This is a genomic window from Pseudomonas sp. PS1(2021), assembly GCF_020405165.1.
Classification (GTDB): Bacteria; Pseudomonadota; Gammaproteobacteria; order Pseudomonadales; family Pseudomonadaceae; genus Pseudomonas; species Pseudomonas aeruginosa.
This window is the reverse complement of sequence record NZ_CP084484.1, coordinates 3,139,520-3,157,115: the sequence shown is the minus strand read 5'-3', so window position 1 is coordinate 3,157,115 and position 17,596 is coordinate 3,139,520. Positions and strand designations below refer to the sequence as shown.

Below are 17,596 nucleotides of genomic sequence, written 5' to 3'. Positions count from 1 at the left end.
GGCTGGTCGGGCCCGGCGCAGACGCTTATGCTGGGTGGCCAGACAGCCCAGGGATGACCGCAATGACCGCCGAATCACCGACGATCCGCCTCGAACGCTACAGCGAACGCCACGTGGAAGGCCTCACCGCCCTGTACAACGACCCCGCCGTGGCCCGCCAGGTCCTGCAGATGCCCTACCAGTCGGTGGAGCAGCGCCGCAAGCGCCTGCACGACAGCGCGGACGACGACCGCCTGCTGATCCTCGTCGCCCTGCACCAGGGGGACGTCATCGGCAGCGCCAGCCTCGAACAGCACCCGCGCATCCGCCGCAGCCACAGCGGCAGCATCGGCATGGGCGTCGCCGTCGCCTGGCAGGGCAAGGGCGTCGGCAGCCGCCTGCTCGGCGAACTGCTGGACATCGCCGACAACTGGATGAACCTGCGCCGCGTCGAACTCACCGTCTACACCGACAACGCCCCGGCGCTGGCGCTGTATCGCAAGTTCGGCTTCGAGACCGAAGGAGAGATGCGCGACTACGCGGTGCGGGATGGGCGCTTCGTGGATGTTTACAGCATGGCGCGCTTGCGGAGGGTCGAGGGGCGGGTGGGGGAGTGAGGAGGACGGGCGCGACGAGAGGCTGCGGACCGGCGCGACCTCCTGGCTCGCCGGGCTTCCGTTCCACGACAGGTTCGTCCTGGGCTTCGGGCATACGGTGACAGTGGACAAGCAGCGCGGCTGTTATCTGGGAGGCGAGGGCGCGTGACGAAGGATCCTGCGACGGACAGCGGCCTGAACGTGCGTCTGGTCGCCGCGTTCGCCGGCTGGAAAGGCATTCCCTGGCTGTGCTGGGCCCACAGCGACCTGTCCCCGCGGCTGGTCCTGCATGCGGACCGTGTCGAATTCCGCGTCATCCGCACGCGCTCGAAGCCGTATTCCAGCATTTCCCGGGTGGACTACCGGAAATGGCACTACACCGAGAACATCGTGCTGGAGTTCACCGACTCGCTGACGACCTTCATCGGCAATACGATGAATCCCGCCACGGCACGGCAGGCGATTCGGTACTTGCAGGAAAAGGGCTGTCCGTTGTCGGAGCGGGCCAGCAACCTGGCCATGGCGTAGGGCGAATAACCGCAGCGCGGTTATCCGCCGGTTCGGCGCGGTATCGGCGGATAATGCCGTGGAATTATCCGTCTACGACTTTCCAAACCTCATCCATCCGTCGACCGCGTGACCTCTTCCCACGCCGCGATTTCCTCCTCCAGCGCCTTCAGCTTCTGCCGCACCAGCCCCAGTGCGTCGCTGCCCAGCAGCAGGTGCGCCGGCGGGTTTTCTGCGTCGATGGCCTGGAGCATGGCGTGCGCGGCCTTGCGCGGGTCGCCCGGTTGCTTGCCGCTCTTTTCCTGGCGCGCCTGGCGGACCGGGTCGAAGAGTGCGTCGTAGTCGGCGATGGTGCGCGGGCTGCGGACCATCGAGCGGCCGGCCCAGTCGGTGCGGAAGGAGCCGGGGGCCACGGCGGTGACGGCGATGCCGAGGCTGGCTACCTCCTTGCCCAAGGCTTCGGAAACCCCTTCCAGGGCGAACTTGCTGCCGCAGTAGTAGGCGATGCCGGGCATGGTGATGTAGCCGCCCATGGAGGTGATGTTGAGGATATGACCGCGGCGGCGCCGGCGCATGTAGGGCAGCACGGCCTGGATCATCGCGACCGCGCCGAACAGGTTGACCTCGAACTGCCGGCGCATCTCGGCCAGCGGCGACTCCTCGAGGATACCTTCATGACCATAGCCGGCACTGTTCACCAGCACGTCCAGCGGACCGATGTCGCGCTCGATGGCTGCGACCGTTGGCTCGATGGCGGCAAGGTCGGTGACGTCCAGCAGCCGGCCGAAGGCCTGGCCCGGCGCCACGGCTTCCAGTGTGCTCCTGGCCTCCTCGCTGCGCACCGTGCCCACCACGCGGTGACCGGCGTCCAGCGCCTCGCGGGCCAGGGCCTGGCCGAAGCCGCTGCTGGCGCCGGTGATCAACAGGGTTTTGCGAAACGACATGGCGATGACTCCGTTACGGGGGAATGAGTGCACAATACGCAGCAATCTCCCCGTTTAAGAGACCTGTATTTCTCGTTTTATTGCCTGATCCTATGAACACATCACCGCCTGATTCAGAAGCTATCCGCTCCGCCGACCGACAGCGCATGGTCGCGTTGCTCGAAAACCTGGCGCCCCGGGAGGGCTACAACCTCACCGGGCTCGACAGCGTCCGCCTGCTGCGTTCGGACCGACCGCTGGCGCGGACGCCGGTGCTCTACGATCCGGGGATCGTCATCGTTTGCCAGGGGCGAAAGCGCGGCTATTTCGGCGAGCAGGTCTACCTGTACGACGAGCAGCATTACCTGGCCGTGGCGGTGCCGGTGCCGTTCACCATGGAGACCGATGCCACGCCAGAGCGACCGCTGCTGGCGATCTACCTGCACCTGGATTTCCCGCTGGCGGCTGGGCTGGCGGTGGAGATCGACCGTCAGCGCGCGCTTGCGCAGGTCGAGGCACCGCGCAGCCTGCTGTCCAGCCCTATGGATGCGCCGCTGCGAGCATCAGTATTGCGCTTCCTGGAGGCGCTGGGCGATCCGCTGGAGACAGCGATCCTCGCGCCTGCGCTACTGCGCGAGCTGTACTTCCGCGTGCTCACCGGCCCTCAGGGTGGCGCCATGCGAGCGGCCCTGGCCATGCGCGGGCGCTTCGGCAACATTGCCCGGGCGCTGCGCCGCATCCACGCGCAATACGCCGAACCGCTCGAACTGGCGCAACTGGCGGGCGAGGCGGGGATGAGCGTGCCGTCGTTCCACAGCCACTTCAAGGCGATCACCCAGACCTCGCCGATGCAGTACCTGAAGTGCACGCGCCTGCACCAGGCGCGTCTGCTGATGGTGCGCCAGGGCATGAGCGCCCAGGCCGCCTGCCATGCGGTCGGTTACGCCAGCGCTTCGCAGTTCAACCGCGAATTCAAGCGTCTGTTCGGCCGTTCGCCACTGGTCGAGGCCCGGCGCCTGCGCGCGGGATTCTCGCTGCCGCCGGCGCAGGGGGAAGAGGAGTACGTGTCGTCGCATTAGTGGGGAGCGGACGCTGAGGTGGGCCCTTGCCATAGAAAATCGGCCTAGTGGCGCCCGGATGGGTTCGGACGAGGAAAAAGGAACGGATCCAACCGGTCATGCAACACTTTTCAGTTCCACTACAGGCAGATTGAGCTCGGACGACACGACCCCGTCGCGTTGCAAGGCCCGCCACAAGCTTCAACAGGGGCTGCTTTGAAGTGGCTGCGTGGTCAAGGGCCCGAACCGAAAATAGTACCTCTGTGCTATTCGAGCTTCTTCGCCGCGACGCTATAGTCCCGCCCTTGATCCCCGCGTTTCGCGGAAACCGGTTGTGCAGGACGCACGCGACTTGGAAGGAACCATGACTCGGCAATCCGCACTCGCCACCGGCCCGGACGCCGGTGATTGGTGGCGCTTCGGCAGCGGCGACGAGCCGGCGCGCGAGTCGTTCTCTGCCGGTGGGTGTTCGCTTGCGGCGTCGAGGAAACCCGTCGGCGCACAGAGCGGAATGGCCGTGGCCGAGCAGGCGAACCGCGCGCAAGCGTCCGGGCAGGACGCCGCGCCGGGCCTGCGAGCCTTCGACCTGCTGCCTGGCAACCCGCCGAAGAACCCCTAGACACGGAGTCAACCCATGCGCCGGATATTCATCGCGCCGTTACTGGCGTCGCTTTCCCTGGGCGGCTGTATCCAGATGGACACGCTGCCCGAGGTCTATGCCCGCAGCCAGTGGAAGGGCCGCTCAGCCGAGGAAGCGATAGCCTTCTTCGGTACGCCGCAGAACATGGAGCGCACCGCCGACGGCTCGCAGGTGGTGATGCAGTGGTACACCGACACCAGCTATTCCCGCTATGAAGTGGTGGGCTCCAGCTCGGAGATGCAGGGCAACGTGATGGTGAACACCAACTACTGGGATACCGTCAACCACCCCAATCGCTGCATCATTTCCGTCACCGTCGACAAGAGCAAGCGGATCACCCAGTTCGAGGCCGACGACGGCGAGTTGCTGCTGTCCCACGGCTGCGCCGGCATCAAGTACGGCCCGCCGTAGGCCTGCGCTTCTCGACCGGCCTTGTCTCAGGAAGCGTGGCTGGCGGCCGCCGGGCGCTCGCGCAGGGCGCGCAGGGTGGCGCGCAATTCCGTGGGGCGCACCGGCTTGGAGAGCAGGGCGATGTTGGTGTCTTCGACGCTAGCCTGGATACGCTCGATGTCGTGGCCGCTGATCACCAGCGCCGGTATCGCCTCTCCGCGTTGCCGCCGTACCCGCTCGATGCACTCGACGCCGGAGGCGTGGGGGCCGAGGTCGTAGTCGACGACGAGTATGTCGCAATCGGTTCGCCAGCCGTCCGCCTCGGTTTCCGCCTGGACCGTGCAGCCCCAGCGTTCGAGCAACGCCGAGGTGGCGCGCAGGACGTTGCGATCATCTTCCACCAGGCACACCCGCAAGCCGGTGAGCAGGCCGGCCTGCAGGGGATCGTCGCGGCGGGGCAGGGCTTGCGCGGCGACCGCCGGCAGGCCGTGCAGGGTCACCGCGGTGCCGCGTCCGACCCGCGAGCGCAGCGTCACCTCGATCCCGGTCAACTGCCCCAGGCGGCGGACGATGGACAGCCCCAGGCCGATTCCCTCGACGTCGCGGTCGCGCGTCTCGCGTACCCGGTAGAACTCCTCGAACACCCGCGGCAGGTGTTCCTCCGCGATCCCCCGGCCCTGGTCGTAGATGGCTACGGCCAGGCCGTCGCCTCGCCGCCGCACGCCGATCAGCAGCGGGCGCTCGGCGGCGTACTTGAGGCTGTTGGAGAGCAGGTTCTGCAGCATGGTCGACAGCAGCCCCGGATCGGTTCGCGTCCACAGGCGGCAAGGGCGCAGGCGCAGTTCCACCCCGGCCCAGCGCGCCGCTTCAGCGTTGCGCCGGACCAGGTCGCGCAGCAACTCGCCCAGGTGGACGTTCTCCTGCTTGGGCTGGAGCCGGCCGTTGTCGAGGGTGTAGAGATCGAGGATGGAGCGGAACAGTTGCGAGACGTTGAGCAGCGAGCGGTCGATGTTGTCCACCAGGCGCCGTTCCTCGTCGCCCAGGCGGGCGTCGCGCAGGCAGGCGGTGAACAGGCCGATGGAGTGGATCGGCTGGCGCAGGTCGTGGCTGGCCTGGGCCAGCAGGCGCGATTTCTCCTGGTTCGCCTGCAACGCTTCCTCGGTGGCCTTGCGCGTGCGCTCCAGCAGGAGGTGCGCGTAGAAGGGAATGACGGTACTGGTGGTCATCAGCATCAGCACCATGAACGGCTGGGCCTGCCAGGCCGGGGTCAGTCGATAGATGACCAGTAGCGCGAGCAGCGCCAGGGCGGTGGCGATGGCCAGGTAGCGCGAGCCGTAGCGCATGCCGTTGCCCAGGTTGATCCAGACCATCACCGCGTACAGCGGCAGCGCTGCCTCGCCGCCCACGATCAGGCCGAACGAGGTGCCGGCGTAGTCGTGCAGCATGCAGAAGATCCGCCGCGCCGGGTAGTGCCCCGGCCAGCGCACGATGGCCTGGCGCAGCAGTATGGAGGCGATCAGGAACAGGCCGTAGTAGGCAACGATCGGCAGGTAGGTCTCGACCTTCAGGCCGGGCAGCAGGCCGATCAGCACCACGTAGAGGATCGCGCAGGTGGCCACGATCAGTCGCAGGTTGGCCTGGTCCAGCTCGGTATTCTTCTCGAACTTCATGTGCACCTCCGTGTGCATGGGAGCGCCGCGCGCCTTTTCCTCTGTTTCGCCCCCTTCGTCACGAAGACGGACGAAGGGTGGGCGCGGCGGTAGCGGGCTAAGGTAGCATGCGCGGCGGAAACTGCGACTCCTGGAGACTACAAGAATGACTGGCCGCATCATCGTCGCCGATGATCATCCGCTGTTTCGCGAGGGCATGCTGAGTATCCTCCAGCGCCTGCTGCCCGAGGCCAGGATCGAGGAGGCCGGCGATCTCGCCGGGGTCCTGCGCCTGGCTGGCGAAGGCGAGCAGCCCGATTCGCTGATCCTCGACCTGCGTTTCCCCGGCCTGACCCGCATCGAGATGCTCGCCGACCTGCGCCGCCAGTTCCCGCGCACCACCCTGATCGTCGTCTCGATGGTCGACGACCCGCAGCTCATCGGCGAAGTGATGAACGCAGGGGCCGACGGCTTCCTCGGCAAGAGCATCGCGCCCGAGGAACTCGGCCAGGCGATTCTGGCCATCCGCGCCGGGGAAGTGCTGGTGCGCTACGAACCCTCCGGCCTCCTGCCGCTGCAGCCCAGCCCGCGCCTGGAGGGGCTCACCGAGCGCCAACTGGATGTCCTGCGCCTGCTGGCCCAGGGCAAGAGCAACAAGGAGATCGGCCGCGCCCTGGACATCTCCCACTACACGGTGCGCATCCATGTGTCGTCGCTGCTGCGGGCGCTGGACGTGCCGTCGCGGACCGCGGCGGCGGTGAAGTATCGGGCGCTGCTGGGGCAGGGGGATGCGGAGTAGCACCATGGGCACGCCGCGGGTGCGTCGAGGCGCCGGGGCTGTTTTAATGGCGCACTCTCCATGGCCAAGGAAACGGACACATGCGTAGCCCGCTTGCCACGATCGCCTGCGCCTGCCTGCTGCTCGGCGGCTGCTCCAAGTCCGCCGAGGACAGCGCCAACCCGTTGCTGGGCAAGGATGCCGAGTGCCTCGAACTGTTCGCCCGCAGCAATGCGCTGTACTGCGACATCCGCGAGGACGAACGCGAATCCCAGGCGAAGGGTACGCCGCGCCGGCACACCGACTACGAGGTAGCCGATGCCGCCTACCTGCTCAAGGCCACCGGGGAGCGCTGCGCGATCGATACGACCTATGTCACGGAGTGTTCGGCGAAGGCCGGGCAGTGGCTGCAGAAGGCCCGCGCCAAGGCGGCGAAGCCCTAGTCGCAGCGCCCGCGCTCAGCGCAGGCGCGTCGCCAGCTCCGCCAGTTCGCCGCGCAGCCAGAGGCTGCCGGCTTCGTCGTCGGCCTGGCGCGACCAGTAGAGATTCAGAGTCACCGCTGGCAGGGCCAGCGGCATCGGCAGCAGGCGGTTGCCCAGGCCGCGGTTGATCAGTTCGGCGTAGCCTCGGGTCAGGGTCAGCAGGTAGCCGCCCTGGGCCACCAGCAACGCCGCCGACAGGTAGTGCTGGCAGCGCTGGCGCACCTGGCGGGTCAGGCCGAGGTGGCCGAGGGCCAGGTCTTCGATGCAGATGCCGCGTCGCCGCGAGGTCACCGCGACATGGTCCGCCGCCAGGTACTCCTCCGCACTCAGTTCGCCGGCGAAGCCCGGCCCGGCCATCACGCACAGGCTATCGTCGAGCAGGTGCTGGCGGCGCAGGGCGGCGTCGGTGGGCCGGGCGATCTCGATGGCGAGGTCGATGCGTCCGGCGCCCAGTTCCGCCTTCAGGTCCGCCCAGTGCAGGCTGTTGCAGCGTATCTCGATGCGCGGCGCGGCCTGGCGCAGGTGGTCGAGGATCGCCGGGAGCACCAGCGGCTCCAGTTGCTCCGGCATGTTCAGTTGGAAGGTCCGCGCGTCGCGCCGAGGGTCGAACGTCTGGCAGCGATTCATGCTGCGGTGCAGGCCGGCGAGGGCGTCATGGATGCCCGGCGCCAGTCGCTCGGCCAGCGGCGTCGGCGCAACCCCGCGCCCCTGGCGGACGAACAGCGGGTCGCCGAGCTGGTCGCGCAGGCGCGCCAGGGCGTGGCTGACGGCCGACTGGCTGAGATGCAGGAGGCCCGCCGCGCGGGTCAGGTTGCGTTCTCGATAGACCACTTCGAAGACCCGGAACAGGTTCAGATCGAAACGGCTGAGGGGCGACCATTCATGTGGCTGATTCATGTTTGCGCGCGCCTGTCTGGGGAAGGCGCCAGCCTAGCAGGCATGCTCGCCGATAGAACCATGCATAGGCTTCATGGATGTCGATGAATAAGCCTCAGTTCTGCCGCTTCCTTCGGCTGCCTAAGATGCCTGCGACGATGACCAACGCGCCGCCGGGCCAGCTCCTTTCGCCGGCCGCCTGACCCGCTCCCCGGAGAACCTGCCGTGACCGCTCCCTTCAACTCCTTGCTGATCGCCAACCGCGGCGAGATCGCCATTCGCATCGCTCGCGCCTGCGCCGACCTGGGTATCCGCTCGGTGGCGGTGTTCGCCGAGGACGATGCCGCTTCCCTGCACGTGCGCAAGGCCGATGTCGCGCTGCCGCTGGCCGGCCGTGGCGTGGCGGCCTATCTCGACATGGATCGGCTGGTCGCGCTGGCCCTGGAGCAGGGCTGCGAGGCGATCCATCCGGGCTACGGTTTCCTCGCCGAGAACGGCGAATTCGCCCGGCGCTGCCAGCGCGCGGGCATCCACTTCGTCGGGCCGCAAGCGGAAGTGCTCGACCTGTTCGGCGACAAGGCTGCCGCGCGTGCCCTGGCCGAGCGCCTGGAGGTGCCGCTGGTGGCCGGGATCAACCGCGCGGTCAGCGTCGAAGAGGCCGAGGCGTTCCTGGAAGGGCTGGGCGATGGCGCCGCGGTGATGCTCAAGGCTCTTGCCGGCGGCGGCGGACGTGGCATGCGCGCGGTGGAGGAGGTCGCGCAACTGGCCGATGCCTACCGCCGCTGCCGTGCCGAGGCGCAGGCGGCGTTCGGCCGGGCCGAGTTATACGTCGAGCAACGGGTGGCGCGGGCCCGGCACATCGAGGTGCAGGTGCTCGGCGACGGCAGCGGTGCGGTCAGCCACCTCTGGGAGCGCGATTGCAGCCTGCAACGGCGCCAGCAGAAGCTGCTGGAGATCGCGCCCAGCCCGGACCTGCCGGAGGCCACCCGCGAGGCGCTGATCGATTGCGCCCTGCGCATGGCCGGCGCGGTGCGCTATCGGGGGATCGGTACCTTCGAGTTCCTGGTCGACGAGGAGCGCCCCGGGCACTTCTATTTCATGGAAGCCAATCCGCGTATCCAGGTGGAGCACACCGTCACCGAGGAAGTCACCGGGGTCGACCTGCTGCACGCCCAGTTGCGTCTCGCCGCCGGCATGGAGCTTGCCGCCCTCGGCCTGGAGCGACCGCCGGCGATCGGCGGCTGCGCGGTGCAACTGCGGATCAACCTGGAGACCCTGGCGGCCGACGGCAGCGCCCGTCCGGCGGTGGGCACTATCGGCGCCTACGAACCGCCCAGCGGTCCCGGCCTGCGGGTGGACGGCTACGGCTATGCCGGCTATCGGGTCAGCCCCAGCTACGATTCGCTGCTGGCCAAGCTGGTCGTGCGTGGTGCGGATTATCCCGCCGCGTTGCGCCGGGCCTACCGGGCGCTCTGCGAATTCCGCCTGGAGGGCGTGGCGAGCAACCTGGATCTGCTGCGCAACCTTCTGCTGCATCCGGCGGTACAGGCCAACCGGGTCGACACCCGCTTCGTCGAAAGCCACCTGGAGACACTGCTGGCGCCTATCCCGGCGAGCCATCCGCGGCTCCGCGCCGAGTGCCCGCTCGCCGAGGACGCCGCGCCTGCGCGGGTCGAGGCGCCACTCGGCAGCCTGCCTCTGCCTGCGCCGAGCAGCGGGGTGCTGGTGGCCCTGGAAGTGGCCGAGGGCGAACGGGTGCGTGCCGGCCAGCGGGTCGCGATCCTGGAAGCGATGAAGATGGAATTCGAGGTCAAGGCACCCGGCGGCGGTATCGTCCGGCGGCTCGCGGCGAGCCTCGGGGAGCCTCTGGAGGAGGGCGCGACGCTGCTGTTCCTCGAACCGACGGAGGATGACGACGAGCAGGCACCGACCGAACAGGCGCTGGACCTGGCGCATATCCGCGCCGATCTCGCCGAGGTACTCGAGCGCCAGGCAGCGCTGGGCGACGAGCGTCGTCCGCAGGCGCTGGCCAGGCGGCGCAAGACCGGACAGCGTACCGCGCGGGAGAACGTGCTCGACCTGCTGGACGAGGGCAGCTTCAGCGAATATGGCGGTTTCGCCCTGGCCGCCCAGCGTCGCCGGCGCTCCGCCGAGGAGTTGCTGGAGCTGAGCCCCGCCGATGGCCTGGTCGCCGGCACCGGTACGGTGGGGGCCGCCAGCTTCGGCGTGCAGGCCGCGCGTTGCCTGGTACTGGCCTACGACTACACGGTGTTCGCCGGCACCCAGGGGGTGATGAACCACAAGAAGACCGACCGCCTGCTCGGCCTGGCCGAACAGTGGCGCTTGCCGCTGGTGCTGTTCGCCGAGGGCGGCGGCGGGCGCCCGGGCGATACCGATTTCGTCGGCGTCGCCGGCCTCGATTGCCATACCTTCGTCGGCATGGCCCGGCTCTCCGGGCTGGTGCCGCTGGTGGGAGTGGTCTCCGGTCGCTGCTTCGCCGGCAATGCCGCGTTGCTGGGCTGCTGCGATGTGATCATCGCCACCCGCGACGCCACCATCGGCATGGCCGGCCCGGCGATGATCGAGGGCGGCGGCCTGGGCCGTTTCGCCGCCGAGGAGGTCGGTCCGACGGGCGTGCAGGGGCCCAACGGAGTGATCGACGTACTGGTGGCGGACGAGGCCGAAGCGGTCGCGGTGGCCAGGCGCTATCTCGGCTATTTCCAGGGCCCGCTGCCCGACTGGAGTTGCGCCGACCAGCGCGAGTTGCGCCACCTGGTGCCGGAGAACCGCCTGCGTGCCTACGACATCCGCCAGGTGATCGAGGTCCTGGCCGACCGGGGCAGCGTGCTGGAACTGCGGCGCCAGTTCGCTCCCGGCCTGGTCACCGCGCTGCTGCGCATCGAGGGCCGGGCGTTCGGCCTGATCGCCAACAACCCTGGCCATCTCGGCGGCGCCATCGATGCCGCGGCTGGCGACAAGGCCGCGCGCTTCATGCAGTTGTGCGACGCCTTCGACATCCCGATCGTCTCGCTCTGCGACACCCCTGGCTTCATGGTCGGCCCGGAGGCGGAAAAACAGGCCACGGTGCGCCACGTCTCGCGGATGTTCGTCAGCGCCGCCAGCCTGACGGTGCCGTTCTTCACCGTGGTCCTGCGCAAGGGCTACGGACTGGGAGCCCAGGCCATGGCGGCGGGCAGCTTCCATTCGCCGCTGTTCACCGTCGCCTGGCCCAGCGGCGAGTTCGGCGCCATGGGCCTGGAAGGCGCGGTGCGGCTGGGCTTCGCCAAGGAGCTGGCGGCCGAGGAAGATCCCCAGCGGCGCGAGGCGCTGTTCCGCGGCATGGTGGACAAGGCCTACCGCAACGGCAAGGCGCTGAACATGGCCAGCTACCTGGAGATCGACGCGGTGATCGACCCGGCGGAGACCCGCGCCTGGCTCCTGCGCGGCCTGGCCGTCGCCGGAGAACCGGTGCCGAGGGCGGGGCGCAAGCGGCCGTTCGTGGATACCTGGTAGATGGTCGGCCCGCAGTGCCCTGGCGCCTCAGGACGACGGCGGCGTCGCCTGAACCTGCGCGGCGACCGCCGCCTTGTCGATCACCGACCAGACGCCGGCGATGCGCTCGTCTTCGAATTCGTAGAAGACGTTCTCGGCGAAGCGTACCCGCTGGCCGTTGACCGGGATGCCGAACAGCCGGCCGCCGGGTGTGCAGTCGAAGTGCAGGCGGCAGGCGACGCCCGGCGGATCGACGAGCAGGCGTTCGATCTCGAAGCGCAGGTCGGGGATTGCCAGGAAGTCGCCTTCGAGCATCCGCAGGTAGCCGTCGAGTCCGATCTGCACGTCGTTGTAGCGCACCCGGTCATGGACGAAGTCGCCCAGGCGCGCCCAGTCCTGGCGGTTCAGGCAGTCGATGTAGGCGCGGTAGCGCTCGGCGAGTCGGTCACGGGTCATGCGGGTCTCCTTCGAGCTGTCCGGGCGGCATGAGCCAGACCCTAGCAAACCCGCGAGACGCCGTCAGTCGCTAGGCTTCAGCCCAGGCGCATGGACAGCTCGACATCCTCGGCGAAGGGCGTCGACAGGTAGCCGTTGGCCGGCGAGCGGACATGGGCCAGGTACTCGGGACTATGCTCGGCGTTGTCGGCGATCACCAGCGCGCCGGGGCGCAGGCGGCTTTCCAGCAGGGCGAGGACCTCCGGATAGAGCGCCTTGGCGCCGTCCAGCAGGACCAGGTCGATGCTGTCCGGCAGGTCCTTGGCGAGGGTTTGCAGGGCATCACCCTCGCGCAGTTCCACCAGGTCGAGCAGCCCCCCGGCGGCCAGGTTGCGCCGTGCCCGCTCGGCCTTGGAGGGTTCGAACTCGCTGCCGATCAGGCGGCCACCGCCGTTGTCCCGCAGCGCTGCGGCGAGGTGCAGGGTGGACAGGCCGAAGGACGTGCCGAACTCGACGATGCTGCGCGCCGAGCTGCTGCGCGCCAGCATGTAGAGCAGGCAGCCGGTTTCGCGGGAGACGGGCAGCGCCAGGTCCTTCAGGCGACCGTAGAACTCGCGGTATTCGGTCTTGCTGCCCATGAGGCGCTTCAGTTCGGCCTCCGAGAGGTCGGCGAGGGCGGGACTGTCGCCCGGTGCGCTGGCTTCGGCTTCGGCGAACAGGCGTTGCAGGAGATCGGCGAGCGGGGCGTTGGTGAGGGTATTCATGGATGGCTCCGGGAATGTTTGAGCGCGTAAGTGCGTGGACCTAGAATGCGACGGATTCATCGCATTCCGCCATTCGCATTCCGGAGCCTTCCATGAGCGACAAGCGAAACCCGCGTATTTCCTCGCGCAAGCAGCCGCAGCAGGCCCGTTCCAGCGAGTTGGTGGCGAGCATCCTGGAGGCGGCTGTTCAGGTTCTGGCCAGCGAAGGCGCGCAACGTTTCACCACCGCGCGGGTGGCGGAGCGCGCCGGGGTGAGCATCGGTTCGCTGTACCAGTATTTCCCGAACAAGGCGGCGATCCTCTTCCGCCTGCAAAGCGACGAGTGGCGGCGCACCACGCGTCTGCTCGGCGAGATCCTCGAGGACACCGCCCGGCCGCCGCTGGAGCGCTTGCGCCGGCTGGTGCTGGCATTCGTGCGCTCGGAGTGCGAAGAGGCGGCGATACGCGTGGCGCTGAGCGACGCGGCGCCGCTGTATCGCGACGCCGACGAGGCGCGGGAGGTGAAGGCGGAGGGCGCGCGGGTGTTCCAGGTGTTTCTCCGGGAGGCCTTGCCGGAGGTCGCCGAGGCCGAGCGCAGCCTGGCCGGCGACTTGCTCACCACCACCCTCGGCGCGGTCGGCAAGCAGTTCTCCGAACAGCCGCGCAGCGAGGCGGAGATCGAGCGTTACGCTGAGGCCCTGGCCGATATGCTCTGCGCCTATCTCGCCGCCCTTGACGAGCGCTGAGGTGCCGGGTGGCCGGAGCAAAACCGTCGCTTGGCCCAGCGGCCCAGGTACGCGGCTGGCGCGTTCGTAGGCTTGGCGGAGCAGGCGTTTATCGGCGGAAGCGACCGGCGTCTGCCGGTCGCGGGAGGGATCAGGCTTCGGCGATGCCAGTGACGACGATGCCGAAGCGGCGCAGCAGCAGTTCCGCCGGCTCGTCGCTTTCCAGCTTGCCGGTGCTGTAGTGGCCCGGCTTGAGGTTGGCCTCGGCCCATTCCAGCAGGTGCTCGGCGACCTCTTCGGGGCTCGGCTTGTGGGGGAACGGCAGGACTTGGCGCTCGGTGGCTTCGTCCTTGCTGTAGGTGATTGCCCAATCGCTCATGGGTAGGCTCCTTGTTTTCGCTGAGTTGGCAGGCCGGCAGGGCCCGAAGGGTAGACCGGCGCGGTCGCGCAAGGGTTGCCCTGGCGCGATGGGCGGTCCGCGTCCGACTGTCGGCCGAGGGCGGAAAACACTTATGATTCAGCCACATGCTTTGTCTGGACCGGTCCCCGATGCTGTCTGCCGTACGGCGCTACAAGTCGATGCTCTCCAGCGCCCTGGCGCGTTGTTTCCCGCGTACCACCGCCTACCTGCAGGCCGAGCGCGAGGCTCGCGAAGCCTTGTTGCAGCCGGCCAAGGCCCGCTCCAGGAAGAACGCCGCGAAGGCTCCGGCCAAGGCCGCCGGCAAGCCTGCGAAGGGCGCCGTTCGGGGGACCCCACGCAAGCCCGCTGCCGCCTCGCAGGGCGCGCCGCAGGGAATCTATCCGGCTGCCGCACTGAAGGTCGACGAATCCCAGGAGCGCACCATGCGCGAGCAGGTGGCGCAGGCCGTGACGCTCGGTGTGGTCAGCCCGCCGTCCGAGGAACAGTGGGCGATGATCCTCTGCCGCCAGCCGCTGGCGCGGATCTTTGCCGGTGCCGGCTCGGGCAAGTCGACCACCCTGGTCCTGCGGGTGGTGTTCATGCTCTGCCACCTGGGCGTCGAGCCGCAGCGGCTGACAGTGATTTCCTTCACCAACGCCTCCTGTACGCAGTTGCGCGAACAATTGCTGCGGCTGCTCGCGCACTGGCAGTACCCGTTCGACGCGGCCCAGGCGCGGCAGTGCGTGCGCACTTTCCATTCGGCGCTCGGCAGCCTGGCCCGCGAGGTGCTCGGCAATCCGCGCTGGTTCGAACAACTGGACGACCGCGACCCCGCCGCCGAGCCGGACAACCCCCTTGCCGCCGGACGCCTGCGTCCGGCCCAGCAGCGCCTGCTGAAGCAGGCCTACCAGCAGTGCTACGCGGAAAGCCCGGCGTTCCGCGCCAAGATCCACAAGCTGCTGGAACTGCCGCCGCCGGCGGAGCCGGAAGAGGGCGCGCGGCGGCAGCCGAAGGCGCCGCTGGAGCCGTTCAAGCTGGCCGGCGAGTTCCAGGCGCTGCCGCTGTACGAAGCCTTCCATGCCCAGGCCGGGTTCGCCGAGAGCCTGGGCCTGCGCGTCGAACGCCTGGACAGCGGCAAGCTGGAATGCGGGTTGCGCGAGAAGATCTTCGTCGAAGCCATGGCACTGTTCTGGGCGAGGTTCCAGGCGCTGTTGCGCGAGGAGGGCCTGATGACCTTCGACGCCGCGTTCCAGCAGCTCGGCGAGCGGATGGCCGGCGGGGCCCTGGCGGAAACGGCGCTGGCGCCGTTCACCCATCTGCTGATCGACGAGTTCCAGGATGTCTCGCCGCAGATCGTCCTCTGGCTACAGGCGTTGCACCGCCGCCTGGCGACCCAGGGCACCGCGCCGAGCCTGATGGCCATCGGCGACGACTGGCAGTCGATCTACGGCTGGCGCGGCAGTTCGCCGGAGCTGTTCATCGACTTCGACCGGCACTTCCCCTCGCGTGGGCGGGGACGCAAGAGCGCGCTGCTGGTGCTGGAAACCAACTACCGCTCCGTCGAACCGATCATTCGCGACGGCGAGAAGGTGCTGGCCGGGGTGCGTTTCAAGCAGGACAAGACCTGCCGCGCGTTCCGCCCGATCCAGCCGGGCGACCATGGCGTGAAGCTGGTGCAGCGTTTCGACCTGCGTGCGCAACTGCCGAAGCTACTGGCGGAAATCCGCGCCCAGTGCGAGCACGCCGCCGCTCGCGAGAGCAGCGAGCGCACCGCGGTGCTGTTGCTGAGCCGGCGCAACGAGCCGTTGCAGGCGATCCAGGCGGAGTTGGATCGCGCGCTGCCGGTGAAGGGCATGACCATCCATCGCGCCAAGGGCCTCCAGGCCGAAGTGGCGATCGTCGTCGACGACTGCCTGCCGGGCGAGAAGCATCCGTTGCGCAACGCGCTGTACGCGGCATCGGGCTTCTTCCGCAACAGTTACGACCAGGCCATGGAGGACGAAAGCCTGCGCCTGGCCTACGTGGCGATCACCCGTGGCGTCAGCCGGGTGTTCTGGTACACGCGCAAGGCCCAGGGCGCCATGGCCCTGTTGGCCCGACGCTGAGGACGACCGTCTCGGCGGGCTACGCCTGGCGCTGCATCCAGGCGCTGAATGCGCGCAGGCGCTCGATGAACACCGCCGGGTCGGTGACTTGGTCGTCCAGCACGGCCTTGAAATATTCCAGGGCCGGCGCCTGTCCGGGGTGCCGCGCGCGAAACAGCGCCAGGTAATGTTCCAGGGTCTCCGGCCAGACGCTCTCCGTCTCCCCGCGAAGGATGTCGCTGGAGCGGATCAGCTTCTTCGCCGCTTCTCGTTGCAGGCGGCGGCGCTCCTCCTCCGAGGACGCGCTCTCCAGGCGTCGCGCATAGTCTTCCAGCACCTGCGCATAGTCGCCGTTGAGGGCCAGGGCGATGGCTTTCGCCGGACGCAAGGGCGGCAGGGCGCTGGCCAGGTCTTCGCCCCACAGGCAGCGGCAGCGGTGCTTGAGCCAATAGCCCCAGCTATCGCGGTTGGCCGGATCGCGGGCCTGGTCCAGGTGGCCGATATCGAAATCGATCTTGCTGACTTCCGGGTGGCGCGCCTGCAATGCCAGGCGCGCGGTTTCCAGTTGCGCGGCCAGTTCGGGGCTGGGCGGGTCGCGCAGGACCAGGGTCAGGTCGAGGTCGGAGCGCCCCGTGATGGCCTCGCCGCGGGCGACGCTGCCGTACAGGTAGACGCTGTGCACGGCCCGCTCGAACGGAGGCCGGGCCAGGGTTCGGCGCAGGTCGTCGAGCAGGGGGCGAAAGGCCGCCTGCGGTTCGACGCGTGGCGGCAGGGGAATGAAGCCATCGGGCATGTCCATGCCGACAGCCTAGCGACACGCCGCCCGCGCGTCGATCAGCCTGCGTTGCGGAACAGCAGCGCCTTGAGGCCCGCCGCGGGGTCGACATCGGGGAACTCCGGCGGATTCTCCAGGCGTTCGACGAAGTGCAGCGACGGCGCCTCGCGGGCGGTTTCCTCGAGGAGGAAGTCGGGGCCGATGGCCGGGTCGTTGATACAGGCCAGCAGGGTGCCGCCGGGCACCAGCAGTTCCGGCAGGCGGCGGAGGATCCTGCGGTAGTCCTGGGTCAGGACGAAGCTGCCCTTCTGGAAGCTCGGCGGATCGACGATCACCAGGTCGTACGGGCCGAGCTTGCGCAGCTTGCCCCAGGACTTGAACAGTTCGTGGCCGAGGAAGCTCACCCGGCCGAGGTCGTGGCCGTTCAGGCGGTGATTGTCGCGGCCGCGGTTGAGCGGGCCGCGGGCCATGTCCAGGTTGACCACCTGGCTGGCGCCGCCGGCAATGGCCGCCACTGAGAAGCCGCAGGTGTAGGCGAACAGGTTGAGCACGCGGCGGCCGGCGGCCTGCTCCTGCACCCAGCGGCGGCCCAGGCGCATGTCGAGGAATAGCCCGGTGTTCTGGTTGCGTCCCAGGTCGAGGCGGAAGCGCAGTCCGTTTTCCACGATGTCCCAGGTTTCCAGCGGCTCGCCCGACAGCCATTCGCAGGCGCTGTCTGGGCGGTAGCGGTGCTGCAGGACCAGGTGTCGGCCCTGGCTCGCAGCCCAGGCCGGCGCCGTGGTCAGTTGCCCCAGGGTCCGGCGCAAGGCCTGCAGTTCCTCCGGCTGCGGCTCCTTGAACAGAGTCACCAGCAGGACGCCCTGCAGCCAGTCCGCGGTCAATTGTTCCAGGCCCGGCCAGCAGCGGCCGCGACCATGGAACAGACGGCGGGTCTCCGCCGGCGCCGGGGACAGCGCGGCGAGCAGGTGCTGGAGGAGGGTATCGAGGGCTTCGCGATTCATGGCGGTTCGGCGTTGAAAAAGGGGCGGATTCTACCCGTTGCGTGACGGCCAGTCCGCCCCTTC

At 68.7% G+C, this 17,596-nt stretch carries 18 protein-coding genes; 10 read left to right on the top strand and 8 right to left on the bottom strand.

Going from position 1 to position 17,596, the window contains the following annotated elements; translation table 11 throughout:
• Positions 1-62: 62 nt before the first annotated feature.
• On the top strand, positions 63-596 hold the full coding sequence (locus tag LE197_RS15070) for a GNAT family N-acetyltransferase (RefSeq protein WP_003082887.1): 534 nt from the start codon (positions 63-65) through the stop codon (positions 594-596).
• 144 nt (positions 597-740) lie between these two features.
• The gene (locus tag LE197_RS15065) at positions 741-1,103 is read left to right on the top strand and encodes a hypothetical protein (protein WP_003082890.1); all 363 of its coding nucleotides are present in this window, start codon (positions 741-743) and stop codon (positions 1,101-1,103) included.
• Positions 1,104-1,192: 89 nt separating this feature from the next.
• Here the strand turns inward: LE197_RS15065 and LE197_RS15060 are convergent, their stop codons facing one another.
• On the bottom strand, positions 1,193-2,026 hold the full coding sequence (locus tag LE197_RS15060; protein ID WP_023109028.1) for an oxidoreductase: 834 nt from the start codon (positions 2,024-2,026) through the stop codon (positions 1,193-1,195).
• A gap of 92 nt (positions 2,027-2,118) precedes the next feature.
• Here LE197_RS15060 and LE197_RS15055 point away from each other — a divergent pair, with 92 nt between their 5' ends.
• From LE197_RS15055 to LE197_RS15045, 3 genes are all read left to right on the top strand, one after another.
• Entirely contained in the window at positions 2,119-3,084 is a 966-nt protein-coding gene (locus LE197_RS15055) for an AraC family transcriptional regulator (RefSeq protein WP_031638044.1), read from the top strand.
• Positions 3,085-3,427: 343 nt separating this feature from the next.
• On the top strand, positions 3,428-3,682 hold the full coding sequence (locus tag LE197_RS15050; RefSeq protein WP_023109026.1) for a hypothetical protein: 255 nt from the start codon (positions 3,428-3,430) through the stop codon (positions 3,680-3,682).
• A 15-nt stretch (positions 3,683-3,697) separates the two neighbouring features.
• Positions 3,698-4,114 carry a hypothetical protein gene (locus LE197_RS15045; protein ID WP_003082897.1) on the top strand — a complete coding sequence of 139 codons (417 nt, stop codon included), beginning with the start codon at positions 3,698-3,700 and terminating at the stop codon, positions 4,112-4,114.
• 26 nt (positions 4,115-4,140) lie between these two features.
• Here the strand turns inward: LE197_RS15045 and LE197_RS15040 are convergent, their stop codons facing one another.
• The gene (locus tag LE197_RS15040) at positions 4,141-5,763 is read right to left on the bottom strand and encodes a two-component system sensor histidine kinase (protein WP_003124950.1); all 1,623 of its coding nucleotides are present in this window, start codon (positions 5,761-5,763) and stop codon (positions 4,141-4,143) included.
• A gap of 145 nt (positions 5,764-5,908) precedes the next feature.
• Between LE197_RS15040 and LE197_RS15035 the strand changes: the two genes are divergently transcribed.
• Both LE197_RS15035 and LE197_RS15030 read left to right on the top strand, forming a co-directional pair.
• On the top strand, positions 5,909-6,541 hold the full coding sequence (locus LE197_RS15035; protein ID WP_003082901.1) for a response regulator: 633 nt from the start codon (positions 5,909-5,911) through the stop codon (positions 6,539-6,541).
• A gap of 80 nt (positions 6,542-6,621) precedes the next feature.
• Complete coding sequence (locus LE197_RS15030; RefSeq protein WP_003086981.1) at positions 6,622-6,963, top strand: hypothetical protein; 342 nt, start codon at positions 6,622-6,624, stop codon at positions 6,961-6,963.
• A gap of 15 nt (positions 6,964-6,978) precedes the next feature.
• On the opposite strand, the gene LE197_RS15025 is transcribed toward LE197_RS15030, so the two are convergent.
• A complete protein-coding gene (locus LE197_RS15025) occupies positions 6,979-7,899 on the bottom strand; it encodes a LysR family transcriptional regulator (RefSeq protein ID WP_003122963.1) in 921 nt (306 codons plus the stop codon).
• A gap of 204 nt (positions 7,900-8,103) precedes the next feature.
• Here LE197_RS15025 and LE197_RS15020 point away from each other — a divergent pair, with 204 nt between their 5' ends.
• Entirely contained in the window at positions 8,104-11,391 is a 3,288-nt protein-coding gene (locus tag LE197_RS15020; protein WP_003145186.1) for an acetyl-CoA carboxylase family protein, read from the top strand.
• Positions 11,392-11,418: 27 nt separating this feature from the next.
• Here the strand turns inward: LE197_RS15020 and LE197_RS15015 are convergent, their stop codons facing one another.
• Complete coding sequence (locus LE197_RS15015) at positions 11,419-11,826, bottom strand: ester cyclase (RefSeq protein ID WP_003145185.1); 408 nt, start codon at positions 11,824-11,826, stop codon at positions 11,419-11,421.
• Between the two features lie 77 nt (positions 11,827-11,903).
• A complete protein-coding gene (locus LE197_RS15010; RefSeq protein WP_003082920.1) occupies positions 11,904-12,569 on the bottom strand; it encodes an O-methyltransferase in 666 nt (221 codons plus the stop codon).
• A gap of 92 nt (positions 12,570-12,661) precedes the next feature.
• On the opposite strand from LE197_RS15010, the gene LE197_RS15005 reads away from it, so the two are divergent.
• Positions 12,662-13,294 carry a TetR family transcriptional regulator gene (locus LE197_RS15005; protein ID WP_003145184.1) on the top strand — a complete coding sequence of 211 codons (633 nt, stop codon included), beginning with the start codon at positions 12,662-12,664 and terminating at the stop codon, positions 13,292-13,294.
• Positions 13,295-13,424: 130 nt separating this feature from the next.
• Here LE197_RS15005 and LE197_RS15000 read toward each other — a convergent pair whose 3' ends face one another.
• Positions 13,425-13,652 carry a hypothetical protein gene (locus LE197_RS15000; RefSeq protein WP_003082927.1) on the bottom strand — a complete coding sequence of 76 codons (228 nt, stop codon included), beginning with the start codon at positions 13,650-13,652 and terminating at the stop codon, positions 13,425-13,427.
• 533 nt (positions 13,653-14,185) lie between these two features.
• Between LE197_RS15000 and LE197_RS14995 the strand changes: the two genes are divergently transcribed.
• The gene (locus tag LE197_RS14995; RefSeq protein WP_073665769.1) at positions 14,186-15,778 is read left to right on the top strand and encodes a UvrD-helicase domain-containing protein; all 1,593 of its coding nucleotides are present in this window, start codon (positions 14,186-14,188) and stop codon (positions 15,776-15,778) included.
• A 19-nt stretch (positions 15,779-15,797) separates the two neighbouring features.
• Here LE197_RS14995 and LE197_RS14990 read toward each other — a convergent pair whose 3' ends face one another.
• Both LE197_RS14990 and LE197_RS14985 read right to left on the bottom strand, forming a co-directional pair.
• Entirely contained in the window at positions 15,798-16,556 is a 759-nt protein-coding gene (locus LE197_RS14990; RefSeq protein ID WP_023109024.1) for a nucleotidyltransferase domain-containing protein, read from the bottom strand.
• 35 nt (positions 16,557-16,591) lie between these two features.
• On the bottom strand, positions 16,592-17,533 hold the full coding sequence (locus tag LE197_RS14985; RefSeq protein ID WP_003082935.1) for a class I SAM-dependent methyltransferase: 942 nt from the start codon (positions 17,531-17,533) through the stop codon (positions 16,592-16,594).
• Positions 17,534-17,596: the final 63 nt, after the last annotated feature.

What these genes read in the sequence shown, in the direction of transcription:
- LE197_RS15035 (WP_003082901.1), top strand. Translation starts at nt 5,909, where the DNA reads ATGACTGGCCGCATCATCGTCGCCGATGATCATCCGCTGTTTCGCGAG.
- LE197_RS15025 (WP_003122963.1), bottom strand. Translation starts at nt 7,899, where the DNA reads ATGAATCAGCCACATGAATGGTCGCCCCTCAGCCGTTTCGATCTGAAC.
- LE197_RS15030 (WP_003086981.1), top strand. Translation starts at nt 6,622, where the DNA reads ATGCGTAGCCCGCTTGCCACGATCGCCTGCGCCTGCCTGCTGCTCGGC.
- LE197_RS15000 (WP_003082927.1), bottom strand. Translation starts at nt 13,652, where the DNA reads ATGAGCGATTGGGCAATCACCTACAGCAAGGACGAAGCCACCGAGCGC.
- LE197_RS15060 (WP_023109028.1), bottom strand. Translation starts at nt 2,026, where the DNA reads ATGTCGTTTCGCAAAACCCTGTTGATCACCGGCGCCAGCAGCGGCTTC.
- LE197_RS14985 (WP_003082935.1), bottom strand. Translation starts at nt 17,533, where the DNA reads ATGAATCGCGAAGCCCTCGATACCCTCCTCCAGCACCTGCTCGCCGCG.
- LE197_RS15005 (WP_003145184.1), top strand. Translation starts at nt 12,662, where the DNA reads ATGAGCGACAAGCGAAACCCGCGTATTTCCTCGCGCAAGCAGCCGCAG.
- LE197_RS15040 (WP_003124950.1), bottom strand. Translation starts at nt 5,763, where the DNA reads ATGAAGTTCGAGAAGAATACCGAGCTGGACCAGGCCAACCTGCGACTG.
- LE197_RS15055 (WP_031638044.1), top strand. Translation starts at nt 2,119, where the DNA reads ATGAACACATCACCGCCTGATTCAGAAGCTATCCGCTCCGCCGACCGA.
- LE197_RS15070 (WP_003082887.1), top strand. Translation starts at nt 63, where the DNA reads ATGACCGCCGAATCACCGACGATCCGCCTCGAACGCTACAGCGAACGC.
- LE197_RS14995 (WP_073665769.1), top strand. Translation starts at nt 14,186, where the DNA reads ATGATCCTCTGCCGCCAGCCGCTGGCGCGGATCTTTGCCGGTGCCGGC.
- LE197_RS15045 (WP_003082897.1), top strand. Translation starts at nt 3,698, where the DNA reads ATGCGCCGGATATTCATCGCGCCGTTACTGGCGTCGCTTTCCCTGGGC.
- LE197_RS15015 (WP_003145185.1), bottom strand. Translation starts at nt 11,826, where the DNA reads ATGACCCGTGACCGACTCGCCGAGCGCTACCGCGCCTACATCGACTGC.
- LE197_RS15010 (WP_003082920.1), bottom strand. Translation starts at nt 12,569, where the DNA reads ATGAATACCCTCACCAACGCCCCGCTCGCCGATCTCCTGCAACGCCTG.
- LE197_RS15050 (WP_023109026.1), top strand. Translation starts at nt 3,428, where the DNA reads ATGACTCGGCAATCCGCACTCGCCACCGGCCCGGACGCCGGTGATTGG.
- LE197_RS14990 (WP_023109024.1), bottom strand. Translation starts at nt 16,556, where the DNA reads ATGGACATGCCCGATGGCTTCATTCCCCTGCCGCCACGCGTCGAACCG.